Origin of the sequence: Mediterraneibacter butyricigenes (assembly GCF_003574295.1) — a bacterium.
Lineage (GTDB): Bacteria > Bacillota > Clostridia > Lachnospirales > Lachnospiraceae > Mediterraneibacter_A > Mediterraneibacter_A butyricigenes.
Genome location: NZ_BHGK01000001.1, coordinates 279,217 through 300,050 on the forward strand (window position 1 = coordinate 279,217; position 20,834 = coordinate 300,050).

Annotated in this window: 16 protein-coding genes and 1 tRNA gene; 2 read left to right on the forward strand and 15 right to left on the reverse strand. The window is 45.8% G+C overall.

Annotated features, from left to right (window positions below):
• Positions 1–95 precede the first annotated feature (95 nt).
• The 5 genes from KGMB01110_RS01375 to der all read right to left on the reverse strand — a co-directional run bounded on the left by KGMB01110_RS01375 (position 96) and on the right by der (position 4,912).
• A tRNA-Arg gene (locus KGMB01110_RS01375) sits at positions 96–167 on the reverse strand.
• A 115-nt stretch (positions 168–282) separates the two neighbouring features.
• Positions 283–1,755, reverse strand: a complete 1,473-nt coding sequence (spoIVA, locus tag KGMB01110_RS01380; protein WP_119297355.1) for a stage IV sporulation protein A — start codon at positions 1,753–1,755, stop codon at positions 283–285.
• A 147-nt stretch (positions 1,756–1,902) separates the two neighbouring features.
• Entirely contained in the window at positions 1,903–2,916 is a 1,014-nt protein-coding gene (locus KGMB01110_RS01385; RefSeq protein WP_117602011.1) for an NAD(P)H-dependent glycerol-3-phosphate dehydrogenase, read from the reverse strand.
• An 18-nt stretch (positions 2,917–2,934) separates the two neighbouring features.
• Positions 2,935–3,582 carry a glycerol-3-phosphate 1-O-acyltransferase PlsY gene (gene plsY / locus KGMB01110_RS01390; protein WP_117602010.1) on the reverse strand — a complete coding sequence of 216 codons (648 nt, stop codon included), beginning with the start codon at positions 3,580–3,582 and terminating at the stop codon, positions 2,935–2,937.
• Position 3,583: 1 nt separating this feature from the next.
• On the reverse strand, positions 3,584–4,912 hold the full coding sequence (der, locus tag KGMB01110_RS01395) for a ribosome biogenesis GTPase Der (protein ID WP_117602009.1): 1,329 nt from the start codon (positions 4,910–4,912) through the stop codon (positions 3,584–3,586).
• Positions 4,913–5,242: 330 nt separating this feature from the next.
• Between der and KGMB01110_RS01400 the strand changes: the two genes are divergently transcribed.
• On the forward strand, positions 5,243–6,412 hold the full coding sequence (locus KGMB01110_RS01400; RefSeq protein WP_117602008.1) for a ribose-phosphate pyrophosphokinase: 1,170 nt from the start codon (positions 5,243–5,245) through the stop codon (positions 6,410–6,412).
• 111 nt (positions 6,413–6,523) lie between these two features.
• On the opposite strand, the gene fba is transcribed toward KGMB01110_RS01400, so the two are convergent.
• The 10 genes from fba to KGMB01110_RS01450 form a co-directional block, all read right to left on the reverse strand.
• A complete protein-coding gene (gene fba / locus KGMB01110_RS01405; RefSeq protein ID WP_117602007.1) occupies positions 6,524–7,459 on the reverse strand; it encodes a class II fructose-1,6-bisphosphate aldolase in 936 nt (311 codons plus the stop codon).
• 84 nt (positions 7,460–7,543) lie between these two features.
• Positions 7,544–9,187 carry a polysaccharide deacetylase family protein gene (locus KGMB01110_RS15000; protein WP_170141672.1) on the reverse strand — a complete coding sequence of 548 codons (1,644 nt, stop codon included), beginning with the start codon at positions 9,185–9,187 and terminating at the stop codon, positions 7,544–7,546.
• A gap of 92 nt (positions 9,188–9,279) precedes the next feature.
• A complete protein-coding gene (locus tag KGMB01110_RS01415) occupies positions 9,280–10,446 on the reverse strand; it encodes a phosphoglycerate dehydrogenase (protein WP_117889253.1) in 1,167 nt (388 codons plus the stop codon).
• A complete protein-coding gene (gene serC / locus KGMB01110_RS01420; RefSeq protein WP_117889254.1) occupies positions 10,440–11,528 on the reverse strand; it encodes a 3-phosphoserine/phosphohydroxythreonine transaminase in 1,089 nt (362 codons plus the stop codon). The genes KGMB01110_RS01415 and serC overlap by 7 nt, the downstream gene beginning before the upstream one ends.
• Positions 11,529–11,628: 100 nt before the next feature.
• Positions 11,629–13,314 carry a biosynthetic-type acetolactate synthase large subunit gene (ilvB, locus tag KGMB01110_RS01425; RefSeq protein ID WP_117602004.1) on the reverse strand — a complete coding sequence of 562 codons (1,686 nt, stop codon included), beginning with the start codon at positions 13,312–13,314 and terminating at the stop codon, positions 11,629–11,631.
• Between the two features lie 27 nt (positions 13,315–13,341).
• The gene (ilvD, locus tag KGMB01110_RS01430) at positions 13,342–15,018 is read right to left on the reverse strand and encodes a dihydroxy-acid dehydratase (protein WP_117602003.1); all 1,677 of its coding nucleotides are present in this window, start codon (positions 15,016–15,018) and stop codon (positions 13,342–13,344) included.
• Between the two features lie 23 nt (positions 15,019–15,041).
• Positions 15,042–16,130: a 3-isopropylmalate dehydrogenase gene (gene leuB / locus KGMB01110_RS01435; protein WP_119297356.1), complete on the reverse strand. Its 1,089-nt coding sequence runs from the start codon at positions 16,128–16,130 to the stop codon at positions 15,042–15,044.
• A gap of 170 nt (positions 16,131–16,300) precedes the next feature.
• Positions 16,301–16,600, reverse strand: a complete 300-nt coding sequence (gene yajC, locus KGMB01110_RS01440; protein ID WP_170141673.1) for a preprotein translocase subunit YajC — start codon at positions 16,598–16,600, stop codon at positions 16,301–16,303.
• A gap of 53 nt (positions 16,601–16,653) precedes the next feature.
• On the reverse strand, positions 16,654–17,778 hold the full coding sequence (gene tgt / locus KGMB01110_RS01445; RefSeq protein WP_117602001.1) for a tRNA guanosine(34) transglycosylase Tgt: 1,125 nt from the start codon (positions 17,776–17,778) through the stop codon (positions 16,654–16,656).
• Positions 17,779–17,798: 20 nt separating this feature from the next.
• A complete protein-coding gene (locus KGMB01110_RS01450) occupies positions 17,799–19,559 on the reverse strand; it encodes a L,D-transpeptidase family protein (protein WP_119297357.1) in 1,761 nt (586 codons plus the stop codon).
• A gap of 164 nt (positions 19,560–19,723) precedes the next feature.
• Between KGMB01110_RS01450 and aroC the strand changes: the two genes are divergently transcribed.
• Entirely contained in the window at positions 19,724–20,833 is a 1,110-nt protein-coding gene (gene aroC / locus KGMB01110_RS01455; RefSeq protein ID WP_117601999.1) for a chorismate synthase, read from the forward strand.
• The last annotated feature ends 1 nt before the right edge of the window (position 20,834 follow it).

Below are 20,834 nucleotides of genomic sequence, written 5' to 3' on the forward strand. Positions count from 1 at the left end.
TCGGAATGATGTGCAATCGTCAGTATGTCCGGCACGCAAAAAAAGAGCGAAATACTTGTGATTTCTCTTAAGTATCCCGCTCTTCTTATCCCTAACACGTCTGGGCGGAATCGAACCGCCGCTCCTGCCTCCGGAGGGCAGTGCTCTATCCCCTGAGCTACAGACGCATAACAGGAATGTCTCCTCAACCGGAAACATCCCTGTTATATTAGCACAAATCATTTCAAATGTAAAGTCCCTCTGTCCAGATAATCATAGCGTATTTCCCGATAAAATTTTCTGCTAGATTATGATGCACACCAGACCGCCATTCGAGTCATTCACGATCTTTTTCATGGTATCCTGCAGTTTTTCCTGACTGGCATCATTAATCCTCTGAATCTTATAGTTCATTCCGTCCAGGACCATCGTTTCAATAGATTTTCCAAATATATTGGTTCCCCAGATTCCTTCCGGCTGTTCCGCAGCCTCTTTCAGATACTGGATCAGATCCTGTGCCTGCTGTTCACTTCCCACGATTGGTGCGATTTCATTTTCAATATCCGCCCGGATCATATGGATAGAAGGTGCTTTCGCATGGATTTTAACCCCAAACTTATTTCCCTGTTTGATCAGTACAGGTTCTTCCAACTGGATTTCCTCCTTCTTCGGACTGACCACGCCGTATCCTTTTAGTTTTACATCGGTGAAAGCATCTTTCAGCACACCATACTCTGATTTCAGCGCTGCCAGTTCTTTCATGGCTTCCACCAAATCCGCTTCTCCCCGGATCTTCAGCCCCGTCAGTTCACTCAACACATCATAGTAACACTCTTTTGCATATTCCATGCGAATCTGTACTTTCCCGGTGTCCATTTCAATCTTCTCGATCTGCACCGATTCCAGAAACTCTCCCAGTTCCCGAATCATACTCGCTCTCACGCTTCGGATGTCTGTGATTCCATTCAGGATCTCCCGGACTTTCGAGAGAAGATCTGTTTTGATCTTATGATCCTCCGGCAGCATTTCCACCCATTTTGGCAGATAAAATTCCACTTCACTGACCGGAAATTCAAAGAGAATCTGGCGCATGATTTCATGGATTTCTTCTTCTTTGATCTGTTCACAGTTTACCGGAATCACCGGAACCATATATTTTTCTTCCAACTTCTTTCCCAGATCTTTTGTTTCTTTCGAAAGAGGGCGCATAGAATTCAGCAACACTACAAATGGTTTTCCGATCTCTTTTAACTCCCGGATCGTGCGTGCTTCTGCCTCTACATATGCCGCCCGGTCCAGTTCTCCGATGGTTCCGTCAGTCGTCACCACCATTCCCAGTGTGGAATGTTCCCGGATCACTTTCTGTGTCCCGATGGCAGCCGCCTGGGTAAACGGAATTTCCTGATCAAACCAGGGGGTTTTTACCATCCGCTCTTCTTCCCCCTCCATGTGTCCCTGAGCACCATTCACCATATAGCCCACACAGTCGATCATCCGTATCTTTACTTCCACATCCTCCGAAAGCCTGACCCCGGCAGCTTCTTTCGGTATAAATTTAGGCTCTGTGGTCATGATCGTGGTGCCAGATGCAGACTGGGGCAGTTCATCTCTCGTCCTCGCCTTCACCGGCTCCTCCTTAAGATTCGGCAACACCAGCAATTCCATACAGCGCTTGATAAAGGTAGATTTCCCGGTGCGTACCGGCCCAACTACCCCTATGTAAATTTCCCCGTTGGTTCTCGTTTTAATTTCCTTATATACCTGAAATGAATCCATAAATATACCCCCTTGTTCCACTGATACAGTGTATGAACAAGAGGGTTCTGTTTAGACCTTCTCTTTTTGATTTTTACTTTATATTTCTGGTCTTGTCTCTTCTTCCCCTACGTGCAAAAAGGATCCCTCGCTCCTAGCGCGGTTCTATCACGCTTCCCAGGGTAATGCCGAATTCTCAATCCGCGGATCCCGAAGCATCAGATCTTCCACCGCTTCTTTCGCACTCTTCCCCTCGAAAAGCACCTTGTTGATTTCTTCTACGATCGGCATGGAAACTCCGTACTTCTTGGCCAATGTCCTGCCTGCTTTTGCAGAATAAACACCTTCTACTACCATCTGCACTTCTTCCATGGCTTCTTCCATGGTAGCTCCCTGTCCGATCAGATACCCGGCTCTCCGATTCCGACTGTGCATACTGGCACAGGTTACGATCAGATCCCCGATCCCTGTCAGGCCGCAGAAAGACTCAAACTTTCCACCCATTTTTACTCCCAGTCTGGAAATCTCTGCGATTCCTCTGGTAATCAGTGCGGCTTTGGTATTGTCTCCATATCCCAGTCCGTCTGCGATTCCCGCAGCCAGTGCAATTACATTTTTCAGCGCACCGCCAATCTCAATTCCCAGAATATCCGGACTGGTATAGACCCTGAAACATAGACTCATAAAGACCTTCTGCAAATATTCTGCCGTTTTTTTATCTGTTGCACCTACCACACAGGTGGTCGGAAGTTTCCGCGCAACTTCTTCTGCGTGACTCGGTCCGGAAAGAATGGCTACATTTGCCGTTGGAAGTTCTTCTTGAATCTGTTCTGACAAAGTCTTCAGGGTATTTTCTTCAATTCCCTTTGACACGTCCACGATCAACTGTCCGTCTTTGATCAGACCTTTCAGCTTTGCAGCCGTCTCTCTGGTATGTACCGACGGTACCGCCAGAACCAGAATCTCCTGATCTGTCGCAGCTTCTTCCAAATCACTGGTAATCTTAATCGCTTCCGGAATCTTCACGCCGGGAAGTTTTTTCTTTAGTTCCCGGTCTTTTTTCAGGAGCTCCACATTTTCCGGATGTACGCCCCAAAGTGTCACCTGATGTCCGTTTTCCTGTAACAGGATTGCAAGAGCCGTTCCCCAGCTTCCTGCCCCGATCACTGCTGTCTTCGCCATGTTGTCTACTGTCCTCTCTTAACGTTTTGTTTTGTTCGGATTTCCAAATTTATTCTCCTCTCCTTTTAAGAGACGTCCGATGTTTGCCCGGTGTCTGATCCACGCCAACACCATCAGAAATGCTGCCAGCACATACATTTCATTCAAGCAACTCTGGGCTACCCCAAATCCGCCCAGTTGACCATTGACCATCACCAGCATCAGAAACAGCATCGAAACGATCAGCGAGCCCAGAGAGATATATCTCGTCAATGCCACAATCGTCACAAAAATGATCAGTTCGATGATGGTCATCCACCAGCTTGTGGAAATGATAAGCCCTGCCAGTACGGCAATTCCTTTTCCACCTTTAAATTTCATATAAAACGGGAAATTATGTCCCAGTGTTGCTCCCACGCCCGCATACAGCCTCAACAGCGGTAAAATCTCCGGGCTCTTATTACGGAAGATCAGAGTCACCAGCGCTGCTGCCAGTACACATTTCAGACAGTCGCCCGCAAAAGTCATTGCCCCTGCTTTCCATCCCATCACACGCAACGCATTGGTGGATCCCGCATTTCCACTGCCGTATTTTCGGATATCCATATGGTGCATCTTTCCCACCAGATAACCGGTCTGCAACAGACCAAATACGTATCCGATCACCAGACAAATTACTCTTTCCATACTATTGATCCTTTTCCTTTCTTTCCCGGATAATGAACTTCAGGGATGTTCCCTTAAATCCAAAAGCCTCCCGGATCTTATTTTCCAGATAACGGGTATAGGAAAAATGCATCAGTGCCTTGTCATTCACGAAAATCACAAAAGTCGGCGGCTTCACAGCTACCTGAGTAATATAATATAATTTCAGACGTTTTCCCTTGTCTGACGGCGGCTGTTGCATTGCTACCGCTTCCATCATAATCTCATTAAGTACACCGGTGCCAATCCTTAAGGTCTGATTCTGAATCACCATATCGATCATATCAAAGAGTTTCGGCAATCTCTGGCCGGTTACAGCCGATACATACATAATCTCGGCATATGGCATATAAGACAGAATCTGACGAACTTTTCCTTCATATTCTTTCATCGTCTTGTCATTCTTTTCGATGGCATCCCATTTATTCACCACAATGATTACGCCTTTTCCGCGATCATGGGCAATTCCTGCGATCTTTGCATCCTGTTCGGTCACACCCTCCACTGCATCGATCACCATCAGCACCACATCTGCGCGTTCTACGGCTGTCACGGTACGGATGATACTGTAACGCTCCAGATCTTCTTTGATCTTACTCTTTCTGCGAAGTCCGGCGGTATCGATAAAAATGTATTCCTGCCCATTGTGTACGATCTCCGTATCAATGGCATCTCTTGTCGTACCCGCAATATCAGATACGATCACACGATTTTCTCCCAGAAGGCGGTTGATAATCGAAGATTTTCCGACATTCGGCTTTCCCACAATAGCAATACGAGGTCTGGTATCTTCCTCGATCTCTCCGGTATGTTCCGGAAATTCTGCGATTACTTCATCCAGAAGATCTCCGATTCCCAGCCTGGAAGAAGCGGATACCGGATGAGGATCTCCGATTCCCAGATTATAAAATTCATAAACATCCGGCATAAATTTTTCAAAGCTGTCTACCTTGTTGACGGTAAGAATCACCGGCTTTTTGGATCTTCTCAACATATCAGCGACTTTGGAATCTGCATCCACAAGCCCCTGACGCACATCCGTGATAAAAATAATCACGTCCGCCGTATCAATGGCGATCTGCGCCTGATCCCGCATCTGGGAAAGGATCACATCTTTGCTGTCCGGCTCAATTCCTCCGGTATCGATCAGCGTAAATTCTTTATCCAGCCATGTGACATCTGCATAGATCCGGTCTCTTGTCACACCCGGGGTATCCTTTACGATCGAGATCTTCTCTCCTGCCAGCGCATTAAAAAGTGTGGATTTCCCAACATTCGGTCTTCCCACGATTGCTACTACTGGTTTACTCATAGTTCTTCTCCTGTTCTGTCTATCTTTCTATTCTTTCTGTTTCACTTTTCAGTATGAGCGTCTCTGTCCCTTAACTGTCATCCGGATCCTTCTTTCTTATCAGAATTCGGCTTTCTCGTTCTATTTGCGTACATTTCTTTCGCATAAACTTTTTCTCACGCCCATCCGATTGATTTTACAATATCCGCTTACACTTGTAAAGTCTCTCTTTTCTTCCTTACCTATTATATATGCTGTTACTGAAAATAACAAGCCGCCAGGCATCTTTACTTTCTTGCAAAAAAATGATATAACCTTAATGTAGGAAAAAATTTTACACAGGAGATCAGCATGACGAATATTGAATTATTAGAAAAGACACTTCCGGTAGCTCCGCTTAAGATCGCCGCTTTGGAAAGCTGCCGGGAACTCGGACAGAAGGTAGATGACTACATCGTATCTTTCCGTAAAGATACCATCAATGACCTGACTTCATCTGCCCGCTACATGAATTATCAGAAGGACAGTTACTTAACAGAATGTTCCTGTCCGAGATTTGGTTCCGGCGAAGCAAAAGGAATCCTCGGAGAATCCATCCGTGGTACCGACCTGTATCTGATGGTCGATGTCTGCAACTACTCTCTGACCTACACGGTAAACGGACATCTCAACCACATGTCTCCGGATGATCACTACCAGGATCTGAAACGTATCATTTCCGCCACCAACGGAAAGGCTCACCGCTTGAATGTGATCATGCCTTTCATCTACGAAGGACGTCAGCACAAACGTACCAAGAGAGAATCTCTGGACTGTGCACTGGCTTTAGAAGAACTGACAGAGATGGGTGTATCCAACATCATTACCTTTGATGCACACGACCCACGTGTCCAGAATTCCATTCCGTTAAAAGGATTTGACAGTTTCAATCCGGCCTACCAGTTCATCAAGGCTTTGTTAAAGGCCGAGCCGGATCTGAAAGTAGACAAGGATCATCTGATGATCATCAGCCCGGATGAAGGTGCGATGCATCGTGCCGTATACTTCTCCAACGTCCTAGGTGTGGATATGGGTATGTTCTACAAACGCCGGGATTACTCCACCATCATCAACGGAAAGAATCCAATCGTTGCCCATGAATTCCTGGGCGATGATGTAACCGGCAAGACCGTGATCATTGTAGATGATATGATTTCTTCCGGAGAAAGTATGCTGGATGTTGCCAAGCAGTTAAAAGACCGCCACGCTGACCGCGTCATCGTATGTACCACATTCGGTCTTTTCACCGACGGCCTGGAGAAATTTGATGAGTACTATGAAAAAGGATATATCTCCCGGGTCATCACCACAAACCTGACCTATCTTCCTGAGAGTGTCCGCAACAGTCCGTACTTTATCATTGCTGATCTCAGTAAATTTATCGCATTGATCATTGATTCCATGAACCATGATGTTACCATCGGAAAGATCTTAAGTCCGACCGAAAAGATTCATGCTCTTCTGGAGAAATATAATCGGTGATCTACTAATAGAAGTAATCGAATAAACCACCAAAATTCAAAAACCCCCGAGACGTAAGAATCGATTTCTTACACCTCGGGGGTTTTCCTGATCCACTAAATCGTTTTCGTCTCAGGCTTTTCCGTCACTTCCGAGTACGTTGATGATTTTATGTCTTACCAGATCTTTTACGTTTGCACGTCCAACCTTCAGATATTCTCTCGGGTCAAACACTTCCGGATGCTGGTTCAGTACCTGGCGAACTCCTGCTGTCATAGCCAGACGTAAGTCAGAGTCGATGTTGATCTTGCATACTGCAGATTTTGCAGCCTGACGCAGCATATCTTCCGGAATACCGATTGCATCTTTCAGGTTTCCACCGTTCTCCTGAATGATCTTTACATATTCCTGGGATACGGAAGATGCTCCGTGAAGTACGATCGGGAATCCCGGGATTCTCTTTGTAATTTCATCCAGAATATCGAAACGAAGCTGTGGCTTCTGTCCCGGTTTGAATTTGAATGCACCATGGCTGGTTCCGATTGCGATTGCAAGGGAATCTACACCTGTACGTGTCACGAATTCTTCTACTTCATCCGGCTGTGTATACATTGCATCGTCTGCTGCAACTTTTACATCATCTTCTACACCAGCAAGTTTTCCAAGCTCAGCCTCTACTACTACACCCTTGTCGTGTGCATATTCTACAACCTTCTTTGTAATCTCGATATTTTTCTCAAAATCATAGTGAGAAGCATCGATCATAACGGAAGAGAATCCTCCGTCTACACATGCTTTACATGTCTCAAAATCCGGGCCATGATCCAGATGCAGTGCAATTGGAATATCGTTTTCGATCAAAGCTGCCTCTACTAATTTTACAAGGTAGTTGTGGTTTGCATAAGCTCTTGCACCCTTTGAAACCTGAAGAATAACCGGGGAATTCAACTCACCTGCTGCCTCGGTGATTCCCTGTACGATCTCCATGTTGTTTACGTTGAATGCTCCGATTGCATATCCGCCTTCATACGCCTTTTTGAACATCTCTGTCGTTGTTACTAATGCCATGTTTCTTCCTCCTTTTTATGCTTTGCATTGCATTTATCGCAATCGTATTATGAAAATACGATAACTGCCTTAAACATATATCTGTTATTCCTCTGCACCTGCTGTAGCAGACATCGAATCAGTATCCTCATCTGCACCGCTGTCATCCTCTTCATCGTCTGCACAGAAATCCGTATAGGTAGATCCGTTTTTCAGCGTCACACCCTTCGCCTCTGCCAGTTCACTAACCGTCACGAGTTGATAACCTTCCTCAATCAGCTTCGGAATCAGCGTTAACGCCGCGTCGATAGTCGGTGAATGAATATCATGCATCAAAATAATATCACCATCTTCCACATTATTCAAGACCGCATTGATGGTAGACTGGGTATTCATAGTCTTCCAGTCCAGTGTATCGATGGACCACAGGATCATCGGCATTCCAACCGAAGACTCCACCGTATCACTGATTGCTCCGTAAGGAGGCCTCATTACGGTTGCCGTATGACTTCCATCTGCTTTCTTGATCGTGGAATTGGTTGAATTGATCTCCTCTTTTACTCCGGACGCATCCAGTTTACTTAAATTGGCATGATCCCAGGAATGATTTCCCAGCTCACAGCCAATCTCCGTCATTTTAGCAATTTCATCCTGAAACTCCGCTGCATTTTGTCCCACCATGAAGAATGTAGCATGCGCATCATTTTTCTCCAGCGCTTCCAGAAGTTCCATGGTACGCTCTCCCGGTCCGTCATCAAAGGTCAGCGCAATCATCGGTTTTGATGTATCTATGCTGTACTCTTCGGATTTTAATTTTCCATCTTTTCCGAACACACATTTCTTCAGTCCGACCTGTTGCTTTCCGGTCAGCATCTTACCGGAAGAATCAAAATAATATTTTGATTTTTTCAGAGTCAGCCACCCAACCTGCATGGCACCGTCTTCTGTGTAATAATATGTACTGTCCTTGATCTTGACAAATCCGGTCTTCATCGCGCCGTTTTTATCAAACTGATAGGTCTTTCCGTCGATTTCCTGAACTCCGGTCACCTTATTTCCCTTCTTATCGAAATAATAGACCTTGCCTTTTGATGAGACAAAATCACTGGTCACCAGGCTGCCGTCATACTTTTTAAACTGATTGCCGCTCCAGGTTCCGATCTTGTTCTCCACGCTCAATGTACCGTCCTGCGCTACCAGATTGACCCGGCCTTTCCAGGTTTCCAATTCCTTCTTTTCCAGATCTGCATCCAGATCCAGAACGATGGGATAGCTTCCTTCTTTGGCAGTATCTGCCTTACAGGACACTTTGTAATACTTGCCACTGTTCAGATCATCCAGCAGATCTCCTACGGTATACCCGCTCTCTTTGTCCAGAATCTTATCTTTGCTCCTGTCCGACTCCAGTTTGGCTTCTACCTTTAATGCCGGCATCTCTTCGTCCTGTTTGATCTTTATATTATCAGCCTTTACGATGATCCTTGCATTTTTATCCCCTGCATAAGACGCATGACTTAAAAAAAGTGCAATAAAAAAGCACAAAAAACAAATCCCCCCAAGCTTCTGCTTGCGCGCTTTTCGTTTCTTGTACCGTCTCTCTTCTTTCAAACTTTTTTCTGATTTCTTTAAATAATCCTGCTCAGGATATTTTTTACTGTTCTGAGACTCAGCGGTCTGCGCTTTGCCTGCACGTGTTCTTTTTCTTTCTTCCGTACTTTTTTTCACTCCCGCTTTTTTATCTGACTGCATTCCTGTCCCCACATTTCTTTATATTCAGTATGGAAAAAACAAGATATTCTGTTTTTTCCATACTTTTTATTATTATACTATACAAAATGTGGTTATGCAATAACACGCACTCTCAAAACTCCGTCAATTCCGCAAAGTTTCTGATACAGGTCATCTGACACTTCTGCTTCTGTATCGATCATAGTGTATGCATATTCATTTCTGCTCTTATTACTCATGATATCGATGTTGATATCCTGCTCTGCCAGAAGACCGGTGAACTGTCCCAGCATCTTTGGCTGATTCCGGTGAAGGATAGTGATTCGACTGCATCCCTTGCTCTTCACGCCCATATTGCAGTCCGGATAATTCACAGAATGCTGAATGTTTCCGTTCTCTAGAAAATCCATTACTTCATCAACAGCCATCTTTGCACAATTGTCTTCTGATTCCTCTGTAGATGCTCCCAGATGCGGGATTACGATCGCACCTTTGACTCCTGCCAGCTCCGGAATCGGGAAGTCTGTCACATATCCTCTGATCTTTCCTGCCACCAGTGCATCTACGATTGCTTCACTGTTGACCAGAACATCTCTGGAGAAGTTCAGAACGACCACATTTTCTTTCATCAGGCTGAGTGCATCCTTGTCGATCATATTTTTGGTGCTTTCCATTGCCGGTACATGGATCGTGATGTAATCACATTCTTTATACAATTCATCTACCGTTTTTGCATGATGGATGTTTCTGGAAAGCTTCCATGCAGCGTCTACTGATACATATGGATCATATCCGTATACATCCATTCCCAGATGGGTTGCAACATTTGCCACACGTACACCGATTGCTCCAAGACCAATGACTCCCAGTTTCTTTCCGTCAAGTTCGGTTCCTGCAAACTGTTTTTTCTGTTTCTCAGCTTTTTTGGCGATATCGCCGTCTTCTTCATTTTCTTCTACCCAGTGGATTCCCCCTACAATGTCGCGGGCTGCCAGAAGCATTCCGGCAATCACCAGCTCTTTTACACCGTTTGCATTGGCTCCTGGAGTGTTAAAGACAACGATTCCCTGCTCTGCACATTTATCCAACGGAATATTGTTGACACCGGCTCCTGCACGGGCAATTGCCTTTAACTGAGAACTGAATTCCATCTCATGCATTCCCGCACTGCGGACCAAAATAGCATCTGCATCTGCTTCATTCTCAGCAGTTGTATAATTTTCTGTAAATCTTTCCAGACCGACTTCTGCGATCGGATTCAGGCAATGATATTTTAACATGGCTGATTTTCCTCCTCAAACTTCTTCATAAATGCAACCAGTGCTTCCACACCTTCATACGGCATTGCGTTGTAGATACTTGCACGCATACCGCCTACCGTTCTGTGACCTTTCAGGTTCTCCAGACCTGCTTCTTTGGATTCTTTTACGAATTTGGCATCCAGATCCTTATCTCCTGTTACGAAAGGTACATTCATCAGAGAACGGTCTTTTTCTACAACTGTACCCTTGAACAGTTTACTCTGATCCAGGAAGTCATAGAGCAGTTTTGCTTTCTTTTCGTTGCGCTTCTGCATTTCTTCCAGACCACCCATTTTCTTCAGCCACTTGAAGACTTTTCCGCAGATATAGATTCCGTATGCCGGTGGAGTATTGTAAAGGGATTTCGCATCTGCATGTGTCTTATACTGCAGCATGGTCGGAGTTCCCGGGTATACGTCTTCTGTGATCATATCCTCGCGGATGATTGCGATCACTACACCTGCCGGTCCGATATTTTTCTGGACTCCACCGTAGATCATGGCATATTTTGTCACATCAACAGGCTCTGACAGGAAGCAGGAGGACACATCAGCGATCAGCGGTTTGCCTTTTGTATTCGGCAATTCTTTATATTTGGTTCCGTAGATCGTATTGTTTTCACAAATGTATACATAATCTGCATCTTCAGAAATCGGAAGATCGGAACAATCCGGAATATAAGAAAATGTCTTGTCTTCGGAAGAAGCGATCTTGTTGGCCTTTCCGTATTTGGAAGCTTCCTGGAACGCTTTCTTAGCCCACTGTCCGGTCACGATATAGTCAGCCACACCGTGTTTCATAAAGTTCATCGGAATCATGGCAAACTGCTGGGATGCGCCGCCCTGAAGGAAAAGGACTTTATAATTATCCGGAATTCCCATCAGATCACGAAGATCCTGTTCTGCCTCATTGATGATCTCTTCGAATGCCTTGGAACGATGACTCATCTCCATTACGGACATTCCTGTTCCTTTATAATCCAACATTTCTTCTGCTGCTTCTTTCAGCACCTCTTCCGGCAATACAGCCGGTCCTGCTGAAAAGTTATACACTCTGCTCATCTTTTTGCCCTCCATTTCATCTTATCTCTTACCCTTGTCTGTTTTCATCTGATCTCACAGACATTTTTCTATACCATTTTGCTGGTTTGCAAATTATTGCCTACTGTTCATCCTCTTCCAGATCGGATGCATCAAACGCTTCACTGATCGAACTTCCCGGTGATACCATCGGCCACACTTTATCATCGGAATCAATCTGACAGTCGATCAGCACCGGTTTTCCTAAGGTCAGCGCCTTTGCAAATGCTTTTGCAAAGCTTTCTCTGCTTTCTGCACGGATGCCGACAGCTCCCATTGCTTCTGCCATTTTCACAAAATCAACCGCATCATTTAATACCGTCTGCGAATACCGTTTTTCATAGAACAGATCCTGCCACTGGCGTACCATACCAAGTACATGGTTATTGATCACCACTTCGATCACCGGAATCTGATACCTTGCGGCTGTTGCCAGCTCATTCATATTCATACGCAGGCAACCGTCTCCCGCAATATTGACCACAACCTTATCCGGATTGCCGCATTTTGCTCCGATCGCAGCCCCAAGACCATATCCCATCGTACCCAGTCCTCCGGAGGTCAGAAGGGTTCTCGGCTTTGTATATTTATAATACTGAGCCGCCCACATCTGGTGCTGTCCTACTTCTGTGGAGATCACTGCCTCTCCCTTTGTCTGACGGTAGATTTCTTCGATAATATAAGGTCCTGTCAGTCCTTCCTGCGGATAACGCATCGGATAGGCTGATTTGTAGCCCATGATCCGGTCGATCCACTCTTTATGATCCTGTTGCGACAGGATTTCATTCATCTTCTTTAAAGATTCTTTCAGATCTCCTGTCACTCCCGCATTGATCATGATATTTTTATCCATCTCTGCCGGATCCACATCAAACTGAAGGATCTTTGCATGGTGTGCAAATTTCTTGGCATTTCCGGTCACTCGATCACTGAATCTGGCTCCCAGAACTATTAGAAGATCACATTCACTGACCCCGAAATTGGATGTTTTGGTTCCATGCATTCCCAGCATTCCGGTATAAAGCTCATCCGTTCCCGGAAAAGCGCCTTTTCCCATCAGGGAATCGCAGACCGGTGCATCCAGGAGTTTTACAAAGCTTCGAACCTCTTCGCTGGCATCGGCAAGGACAGCTCCGCCGCCCACAAAGACGTAAGGACGTTTTGCCTTTTTGATCATCTCCAGCGCAACCTGAAGTTCTTCTGCTGAAACCGCCTCCGGATCCGGAAGAATCGGATCGATCTTCACCGGTTTGTATTCTGTTTTATTTGAGGTCACATCTTTGGTAATATCGATCAGTACCGGTCCCGGTCTTCCGCTCTTTGCGATCCGGAAGGATTTCCGGATAACCGTAGCCAGTTCTTTGATATCTTTTACAATATAATTATGCTTGGTGATCGGCTGAGTAATACCCGTAATATCTACTTCCTGGAAACTGTCCTTTCCAAGCAGCGGAAGGGTAACGTTACAGGTGATCGCCACCATCGGAATGGAATCCATATAAGCCGTTGCGATTCCGGTGACAAGGTTGGTTGCCCCCGGTCCGCTGGTTGCCAGACACACTCCGATTTTTCCGGTAGATCTTGCATACCCATCTGCCGCATGAGCCGCTCCCTGTTCGTGGGAGGTCAGGATATGCGTGATCTCATCCTGATGTTTATATAATGCGTCGTATACGTTCAAAATCGCACCGCCCGGATATCCGAATACGGTATCCACGCCCTGTTCTTTCAGACATTCTACAACGATCTCTGCTCCGCTTAAGTGCATTGTACTTTTCCTCCAAAAAACCTGTATTTATGAATTTTTTCCAGGAACTTCCAGTACTGCTCCGCGGTTTCCTGAGGTAACCATCGCTGCATAACGAGCCAGATATCCGCTGGTGATCTTCGGTTCTCTCGGCTGCCATTTTGCCTTTCTTGCTGCCAGTTCTTCCTCAGAAAGTTTTACATTTAATGTCAGTTCCGGAATATTGATCTGGATGATATCGCCTTCCTCCAGAAGTGCAATCGGTCCTCCTACTGCTGCTTCCGGTGAAACGTGTCCGATCGCAGCTCCTCTGGATGCTCCGCTGAAACGTCCGTCTGTGATCAGTGCAACGGTAGATCCCAGACCGTATCCTGCGATTGCAGAAGTCGGATTCAGCATCTCTCTCATACCCGGTCCGCCTTTTGGTCCCTCGTAACGGATGACGATAACATCTCCCGGATGGATCTGGCCGGTCTTGATTGCATTGGTTGCATCCTCATCACTCTCGAAAATACGGGCAGGTCCTTCATGTACCAGCATCTCTGCCACTACTGCGGAACGTTTTACTACACTTCCGTCCGGTGCCAGATTTCCTTTCAGAACTGCCAGGCCGCCGGTCGGTGTATACGGATTGTCGATCGGACGGATGACTTCCGGATTCTTATTTTCACATCCGGCGATATTTTCGCCGACTGTCTTACCGGTTACGGTCATGCAGTCTTTATGGATCAGACCAAGCTTATCCAGTTCATTCATGACTGCGTAAACGCCGCCTGCTTCGTTGAGTTCTTCGATATATGTATATCCTGCCGGTGCCAGATGACACAGGTTCGGAGTCTTCTCACTGATTTCATTTGCATAGCTGATATCAAAATCCATTCCGATTTCATGAGCGATTGCCGGAATATGCAGCATACTGTTGGTAGAACATCCCAGTGCCATGTCTACGGTCAGTGCATTGCGGATCGCATCTTCTGTCATAATGTCTCTCGGACGGATGTTGTTCTTTACCAGTTCCATGATCTGCATACCTGCATGTTTTGCAAGCTGGATTCTTGCAGAGTATACGGCCGGAATGGTTCCGTTTCCTTTTAATCCCATTCCCAGAACTTCTGTCAGGCAGTTCATACTGTTTGCGGTATACATACCGGAACAGGAACCGCAGGTCGGACATACTTTATTTTCAAATTCACAGACATCTTCTTCTGTCATCTTTCCTGCCGCATAGGATCCGACTGCCTCGAACATGCTGGAAAGACTTCTCTTTTCTCCTTTTACATGTCCTGCAAGCATGGGACCGCCGCTGACAAAGATTGTCGGAATGTTCAGTCTGGCTGCTGCCATCAGAAGTCCCGGTACATTCTTGTCACAGTTCGGGATCATAACCAGTCCGTCGAACTGATGTGCTATTGCCATTGCTTCTGTGGAATCTGCGATCAGTTCTCTTGTAACCAGAGAATACTTCATACCCACGTGTCCCATGGCGATTCCGTCACAGACAGCGATCGCCGGGAACATCACCGGAGTTCCTCCTGCCATTGCAACACCAAGTTTTACGGCTTCTGTAATTTTATCCAGGTTCATATGTCCCGGTACGATTTCATTATAGGAACTTACCACACCGATCAGAGGTCTTGACAGTTCTTCCGGTGTCATTCCCAATGCATTGAACAAAGATCGATGGGGTGCCTGCTGCATTCCTGTTTTTACGGTATCACTTCTCATAACATTTTCCTTCTTTCCTGTATTTATTTAGAAATTCTCTCGCAGATCAGATCTCCCATCTCGGAAGTTGAAACCTGCTGTTTTCCTTCTGACATAATATCTCCGGTACGGTATCCGTCTTTCAATACCTGTGTCACTGCCTGCTCGATTGCATCTGCTTCTGCATCTCTGTCAAAGGAGAATCGAAGCATCATTGCTGCGGAAAGGATGGTTGCGATCGGATTTGCAATATTTTTTCCTGCGATATCCGGTGCGGAACCGCCGCTCGGCTCATACAGACCGAATTTTGTCTCATTCAGACTTGCAGATGCCAGCATACCGATGGAACCGGTTACCATACTTGCCTCATCGGAAAGAATATCCCCAAACATATTCTCTGTCAGGACCACATCAAACTGTTTCGGATCTCTGACTAACTGCATGGCGCAGTTATCTACCAGCATATGTTCCAGTGTCACATCCGGATAATCCCTTGCGACTTCCTCCACTACTTTTCTCCAGAGTCTGGAAGAATCCAGAACATTGGCTTTATCGACACTCGTCACCTTTTTGCGACGTTTTCTTGCAATATCAAATCCGCGTTTTGCAATCCGGCGGATCTCGTTTTCATTATAAGTCAGCTCATCAATAGCTGTTACGACTCCGTCTACTTCCACAGTCTTTCTCTGTCCGAAATAAAGACCGCCTGTCAGCTCTCTCATAATCATCAGGTCAAATCCGCCTTCTGTGATCTCTTCTTTCAGCGGGCATGCACCTTTCAGTTCTTCATATAATACTGCCGGTCTTAAGTTGGCAAAAAGATTTAATGCCTTACGGATTGCAAGAAGTCCTGCCTCCGGGCGTTTGGAAGGCTCTAACTGATACCACGGGGAAGTCTTTGCATCTCCGCCGATCGATCCCATGAGAACTGCCTCGCACTGTTTCGCTTTTTCGATGGTTTCATCCGTCAGAGGAACTCCATGCACATCAATGGATGCTCCCCCCAGAAGAAGCTGTTCATAATCACAGGAAAATCCAAACACTTCTCCTGTTTTATCAAGGACTTTCATTGCCTCCGTCACGATCTCAGGTCCGATTCCATCTCCCTTGATCACACCAATTTTCAAACTCATCTCTCTCCATCCTTCCTGTATGTAATCAAACTGCATTTTTATGCATTTGAATATTTCTCAATATTACCGCATTTTTTTTCACGTTTCAACCTTTTTCCCCATCTGTTGTTAAAATCACTCTTTAAGTACGCAAAAACGCTTCCTTTCGGAAGCGCTTAAAACGTTGTTATTTACTCAGCATTGGGTTTCTCAATCTGTGCAATTGCAGCTTTCTGCATCGGGATACGACAATTCTTATTGCTTCCAAATTCTACGATGACATCTTCATCTGTAATATCAATGATCACACCATAGAATCCGCTTGTCGTCAATACGGTATCTCCGATTGCCATTTCTGATAACATAGACTGCACTCTCTTCTGTTCCTTCTTCTGCGGACGGAGCATGAAGAAATATAATCCACCGATCAGTACCACATAGACGATGATGATCACTGCGTTATCCGCAGCAGCACCTAACATACCTAACATTTTCTTTCCTCCTAAATGTACTATTTATATGATACACAACTTTCAGCAATACTTCAAGACATTTTGCTGATTTTTTCTTTCTTATATTCCTGAAAACATCCCTGATCCAGGGCATCTCGTATTTCTTCCATCATCGTATTATAGAAATACAGATTATGAAGCACACATAAACGCATTCCCAGCATCTCTTTTGCTTTCAGCAAATGTCGGATATAGGCTCTGCTGTAACTTCGGCATGCCGGACACTGGCACCCTTCCTCGATCGGACGGTCGTCCAGTTCATATTTGGCATTAAACAGATTCAGTTTGCCGTGGTTGGTATAGACATGTCCGTGTCTTCCGTTGCGGCTCGGATAAACACAGTCGAAGAAATCCACACCACGATCCACTGCTTCCAGAATATTTACCGGAGTTCCAACTCCCATTAGATAGGTCGGTTTATTCTCCGGAAGATAAGGAACAACTTCATCCAGAATGTGATACATCTCTTCGTGTGTCTCGCCTACTGCAAGTCCGCCTACCGCATAACCGTCCAGATCCAGTTCCGTGATTCGCTTAGCATGCTCGATCCGGATATCGGCATAAATTCCGCCCTGATTGATTCCAAACAGCATCTGATGCGGATTGATGGTATCTTCCAACTGATTCAGACGATTCATTTCTTTTTTACAACGTTCCAGCCACCTCACGGTCCGATCCACAGAATTCTGAATGTAGGAACGTTCCGCCACACTGGATGGACACTCATCGAACGCCATAGCGATCGTAGAGCCAAGATTCGACTGAATCTGCATGCTCTCTTCCGGACCCATGAAGATTCGATGTCCGTCTATATGAGACTGGAAAGTTACGCCCTCTTCTCTGATCTTGCGAAGTCCTGCCAGAGAAAACACCTGAAATCCACCCGAATCAGTCAGGATCGGTTTGTCCCAATTCATAAATTTGTGAAGACCGCCCAACTGTTTTACAATCTTGTCTCCCGGTCTGACATGCAGATGATAGGTGTTGGAAAGTTCCACCTGCGTCTTGATCTGTCTTAAATCATCGGTAGAAACCGCACCCTTGATCGCGGCCGTGGTTCCCACATTCATGAATACAGGGGTCTCAATGACCCCATGTACTGTTTCAAGCCGTCCCCGCTTGGCGCGGCCTTCTTTTTTTATTAACTGATATGCCATATTTTTCTACACTTTCTTCTTTAATAATGCATGATGACCGGTGTACCTACTTCCACCAGATCATAGAGCGTTGCCACATCGCTGTATGCCATATTGATACATCCGTGGGAGCCATTGGTCTGATATCTTGTTCCTCCGAAATATGGCTGCCAGGTTGCATCGTGGAACCCAACTCCTGTCCAGGTCACACGAAGCCAGTAGCTGACCGGTGTCTCATAGGTATAGGTTCCGTCTGGTTTTTTCTCGCCACGCAAGGTCTTGTTCCGTTTCTTTTCCAGAATACTGTATACCCCCTGAGGAGTCTGTCGCTCTGGTGTCGGAAGTCCAGTTACCACATCGGTTTCAAAGGAAACCGCTCCACCGGATACTACCCACATATGTTGGGCTGTTAAATCCACTTCAATATAAGTATTGCCCCACTCTGCACCGTCATGACTGGCTGCAGTCTGTGCATAAGCCGGTTCTCTGCTGACTACTTCGCCTGTCTGGATGCTGTTGATCAGATTCTGGGCTTCCGTTGCCTCATCAATTGACCATCCGTAAGTACCGCCACTGACTTCTGCCGTCTTCCCGTTCGGTGCCGTGATAGACTTTTTCTTGCCGATGGTGTCATATTTCTGACCGAAGTCCTTCATATACTGGGTCACCGCATCGGTATTAAAGGTCACATTCATATTCTCATCATAGGTCAGCCAGGTGGAAATCAACGCCTTATCTACCACTTCGTTGGTCGATCCCATGGTATATGTAATACTTGCCTTGCAATACTCGTTCATGGTATCGCAAGCCGCCTGTACTTCTTTTGATTCTGACGTATATTTCGGCAATGCATAACATTTCTCTTCTTCCATATTTAAGGTAGACTGAAATCCTGCAATCGCATCATGAATCTTCTGGTTCAGGACATCCTGATCCACCTTATTGCCCAGCACTTCCGGCTCTACCACAAATTCGTTGCCGTCAAATTTCGGATAAGCAGACTGTGGTTCTGTCTGTTCTACCTCACTGATACATTTCAGTTGCTGAATCTTCTCGTTCAATGCATCCTTGTCATAAGATACATCTACCTTGATATCTGCACTGGACGGTTTAAAAAAGGCCTGCGGCCAGAGAAATGCATTCTGACTCTTCAGCGCTTTCTCGATACTGTCATTCTTCTTATATGTGAGGGAAATGTCGCTGCCGGAAATCGTCTCTTTGACTCCGTCCTTCTCTTCTACCGTCAGAGCGTATCCTTTCACCTGACTTTTGATACTGTTTTCCACTGCTGATACGGATTTCATGGAAAACGGCATCTCATTGATCTCCGTTCCATAGTAAAAATGGCTGGAGAAGAATGCACATCCTCCCAGATAAATCAGTGCGATCACTCCGACCACACATCCCAGTACGATTCCAACTTTTTTCAAGGCTTTGCCCTTTTTCTTTGTCTTTAGTTCCGTTCTCTCTTCTCCCAGATCGTCAGACACAGATATCCCAGAATCATCCAGATCCCACTTAACCGGCTCAGAAATTTCAACTGGTGCTTTGTGCTTTTTTCCGCCTGACGGATGAGTCTTCTTGTGCTCTTCTCCCACTGCTTTTCCAGTTTCATGATCTGCCGTGCGCTTTTTGCGAGCTGGCTCTTTTTGCGCAGTGCCGGTTGTTTTTTTCTTTTTATGTTCAACGGTAGATGGATGTTCCGGATTTGGTCTGCGTTTCTTCTGTGTTGATTTTGCATGTCCGGTCCTCTCCTTTCCCTGCTGCTCCTTTTCAGTCGTTTTTTTCTCCTGATCACTCATATTACTAACCCCTTTTTTTCACACATTACGTCTCCGTTCATTATAATATGGTTCCTTTAAAAAGTACAGTGCAAAAATCTTAATTTTAGATTGCCAGTTTTCTGAACATCTTTTATAATAAATTCTATGTGTAACTGTTAATTTTTCCTAAAGGAGTGACCAAAATGAGTGGATCAACATTTGGAACTTTCTTTCGCGTAACAACCTGGGGAGAATCCCACGGTCCTGCCATCGGTGCCGTTATTGACGGATGTCCGGCCGGACTTGCCTTAAGCGAAGAAGATATTCAAAAACATCTGGACCGTCGAAAGCCGGGCCAGAGCCGATATACAACCAAACGCAAGGAGTCGGATAAAGTCCAGATTTTATCCGGTGTATTTGATGGGCGCACAACTGGTACCCCCATCTCTTTCATTGTTTTTAATGAAGATCAGCATTCCCGCGATTATGGCAATCTCGCCACAACTTATCGACCGGGACACGCAGATTATACATTTGATCAGAAATATGGATTCCGGGATTACCGCGGTGGCGGACGTTCCTCCGGTCGTGAAACCATCGGTCGTGTAGCAGCCGGTGCTGTCGCTTTAAAGATTCTGGAGTCACTTCATGTCCAGTTGACGACGTATTCCAGTTCCATCGGTCCGATTCATATACCTGAAGAAGACATGGATTTCTCTGTTATCTCGCAGAACCAACTTGCCATGCCCAACCTGGACTATGCAAAAAAGGCGGCAGATTATCTGGAACAGATAATGAAAGAACAGGATTCCTGCGGCGGAACTATCCAGTGTCGAATCAACGGACTTCCTGCCGGAATCGGCGAACCTGTCTTCGGCAAGCTGGATGCAACGCTTGCCAAAGCCATCATGTCCATCGGTTCCGTCAAAGCCGTTCAGATCGGAGACGGAATTCAGGTTGCTTCCTCCACCGGAAGCCAGAATAATGATGCATTTTATATAGAAGAAAACCAGATCGCAAAAAAGACCAATCACGCTGGTGGAATCCTGGGCGGAATCAGTGATGGCAGTGAAATTCTGCTCACCGCATCCATCAAGCCCACCCCTTCTATCTCTCAGGTTCAGCAGACTGTAACCGACCAGTTGGAAGAGACCGATCTGGTGATCAAAGGGCGGCACGATCCGATCATCGTACCGAGAGCCGTTGTTGTCGTAGAATCTATGGCAGCCTTGTCCCTCGTTGACCTTTTATTCCAGAACATGACCAGTCGTATGGATAACTTTGTAGATTTTTACCTTAGAGGAGAACCATAAA

What these genes read in the sequence shown, in the direction of transcription:
- spoIVA (WP_119297355.1), bottom strand. Translation starts at nt 1,755, where the DNA reads ATGGATTCATTTCAGGTATATAAGGAAATTAAAACGAGAACCAACGGG.
- KGMB01110_RS01385 (WP_117602011.1), bottom strand. Translation starts at nt 2,916, where the DNA reads ATGGCGAAGACAGCAGTGATCGGGGCAGGAAGCTGGGGAACGGCTCTT.
- plsY (WP_117602010.1), bottom strand. Translation starts at nt 3,582, where the DNA reads ATGGAAAGAGTAATTTGTCTGGTGATCGGATACGTATTTGGTCTGTTG.
- der (WP_117602009.1), bottom strand. Translation starts at nt 4,912, where the DNA reads ATGAGTAAACCAGTAGTAGCAATCGTGGGAAGACCGAATGTTGGGAAA.
- KGMB01110_RS01400 (WP_117602008.1), top strand. Translation starts at nt 5,243, where the DNA reads ATGACGAATATTGAATTATTAGAAAAGACACTTCCGGTAGCTCCGCTT.
- fba (WP_117602007.1), bottom strand. Translation starts at nt 7,459, where the DNA reads ATGGCATTAGTAACAACGACAGAGATGTTCAAAAAGGCGTATGAAGGC.
- KGMB01110_RS15000 (WP_170141672.1), bottom strand. Translation starts at nt 9,187, where the DNA reads ATGCAGTCAGATAAAAAAGCGGGAGTGAAAAAAAGTACGGAAGAAAGA.
- KGMB01110_RS01415 (WP_117889253.1), bottom strand. Translation starts at nt 10,446, where the DNA reads ATGTTAAAATATCATTGCCTGAATCCGATCGCAGAAGTCGGTCTGGAA.
- serC (WP_117889254.1), bottom strand. Translation starts at nt 11,528, where the DNA reads ATGAGCAGAGTGTATAACTTTTCAGCAGGACCGGCTGTATTGCCGGAA.
- ilvB (WP_117602004.1), bottom strand. Translation starts at nt 13,314, where the DNA reads ATGCACTTAAGCGGAGCAGAGATCGTTGTAGAATGTCTGAAAGAACAG.
- ilvD (WP_117602003.1), bottom strand. Translation starts at nt 15,018, where the DNA reads ATGAGAAGTGATACCGTAAAAACAGGAATGCAGCAGGCACCCCATCGA.
- leuB (WP_119297356.1), bottom strand. Translation starts at nt 16,130, where the DNA reads ATGAGTTTGAAAATTGGTGTGATCAAGGGAGATGGAATCGGACCTGAG.
- yajC (WP_170141673.1), bottom strand. Translation starts at nt 16,600, where the DNA reads ATGTTAGGTATGTTAGGTGCTGCTGCGGATAACGCAGTGATCATCATC.
- tgt (WP_117602001.1), bottom strand. Translation starts at nt 17,778, where the DNA reads ATGGCATATCAGTTAATAAAAAAAGAAGGCCGCGCCAAGCGGGGACGG.
- KGMB01110_RS01450 (WP_119297357.1), bottom strand. Translation starts at nt 19,559, where the DNA reads ATGAGTGATCAGGAGAAAAAAACGACTGAAAAGGAGCAGCAGGGAAAG.
- aroC (WP_117601999.1), top strand. Translation starts at nt 19,724, where the DNA reads ATGAGTGGATCAACATTTGGAACTTTCTTTCGCGTAACAACCTGGGGA.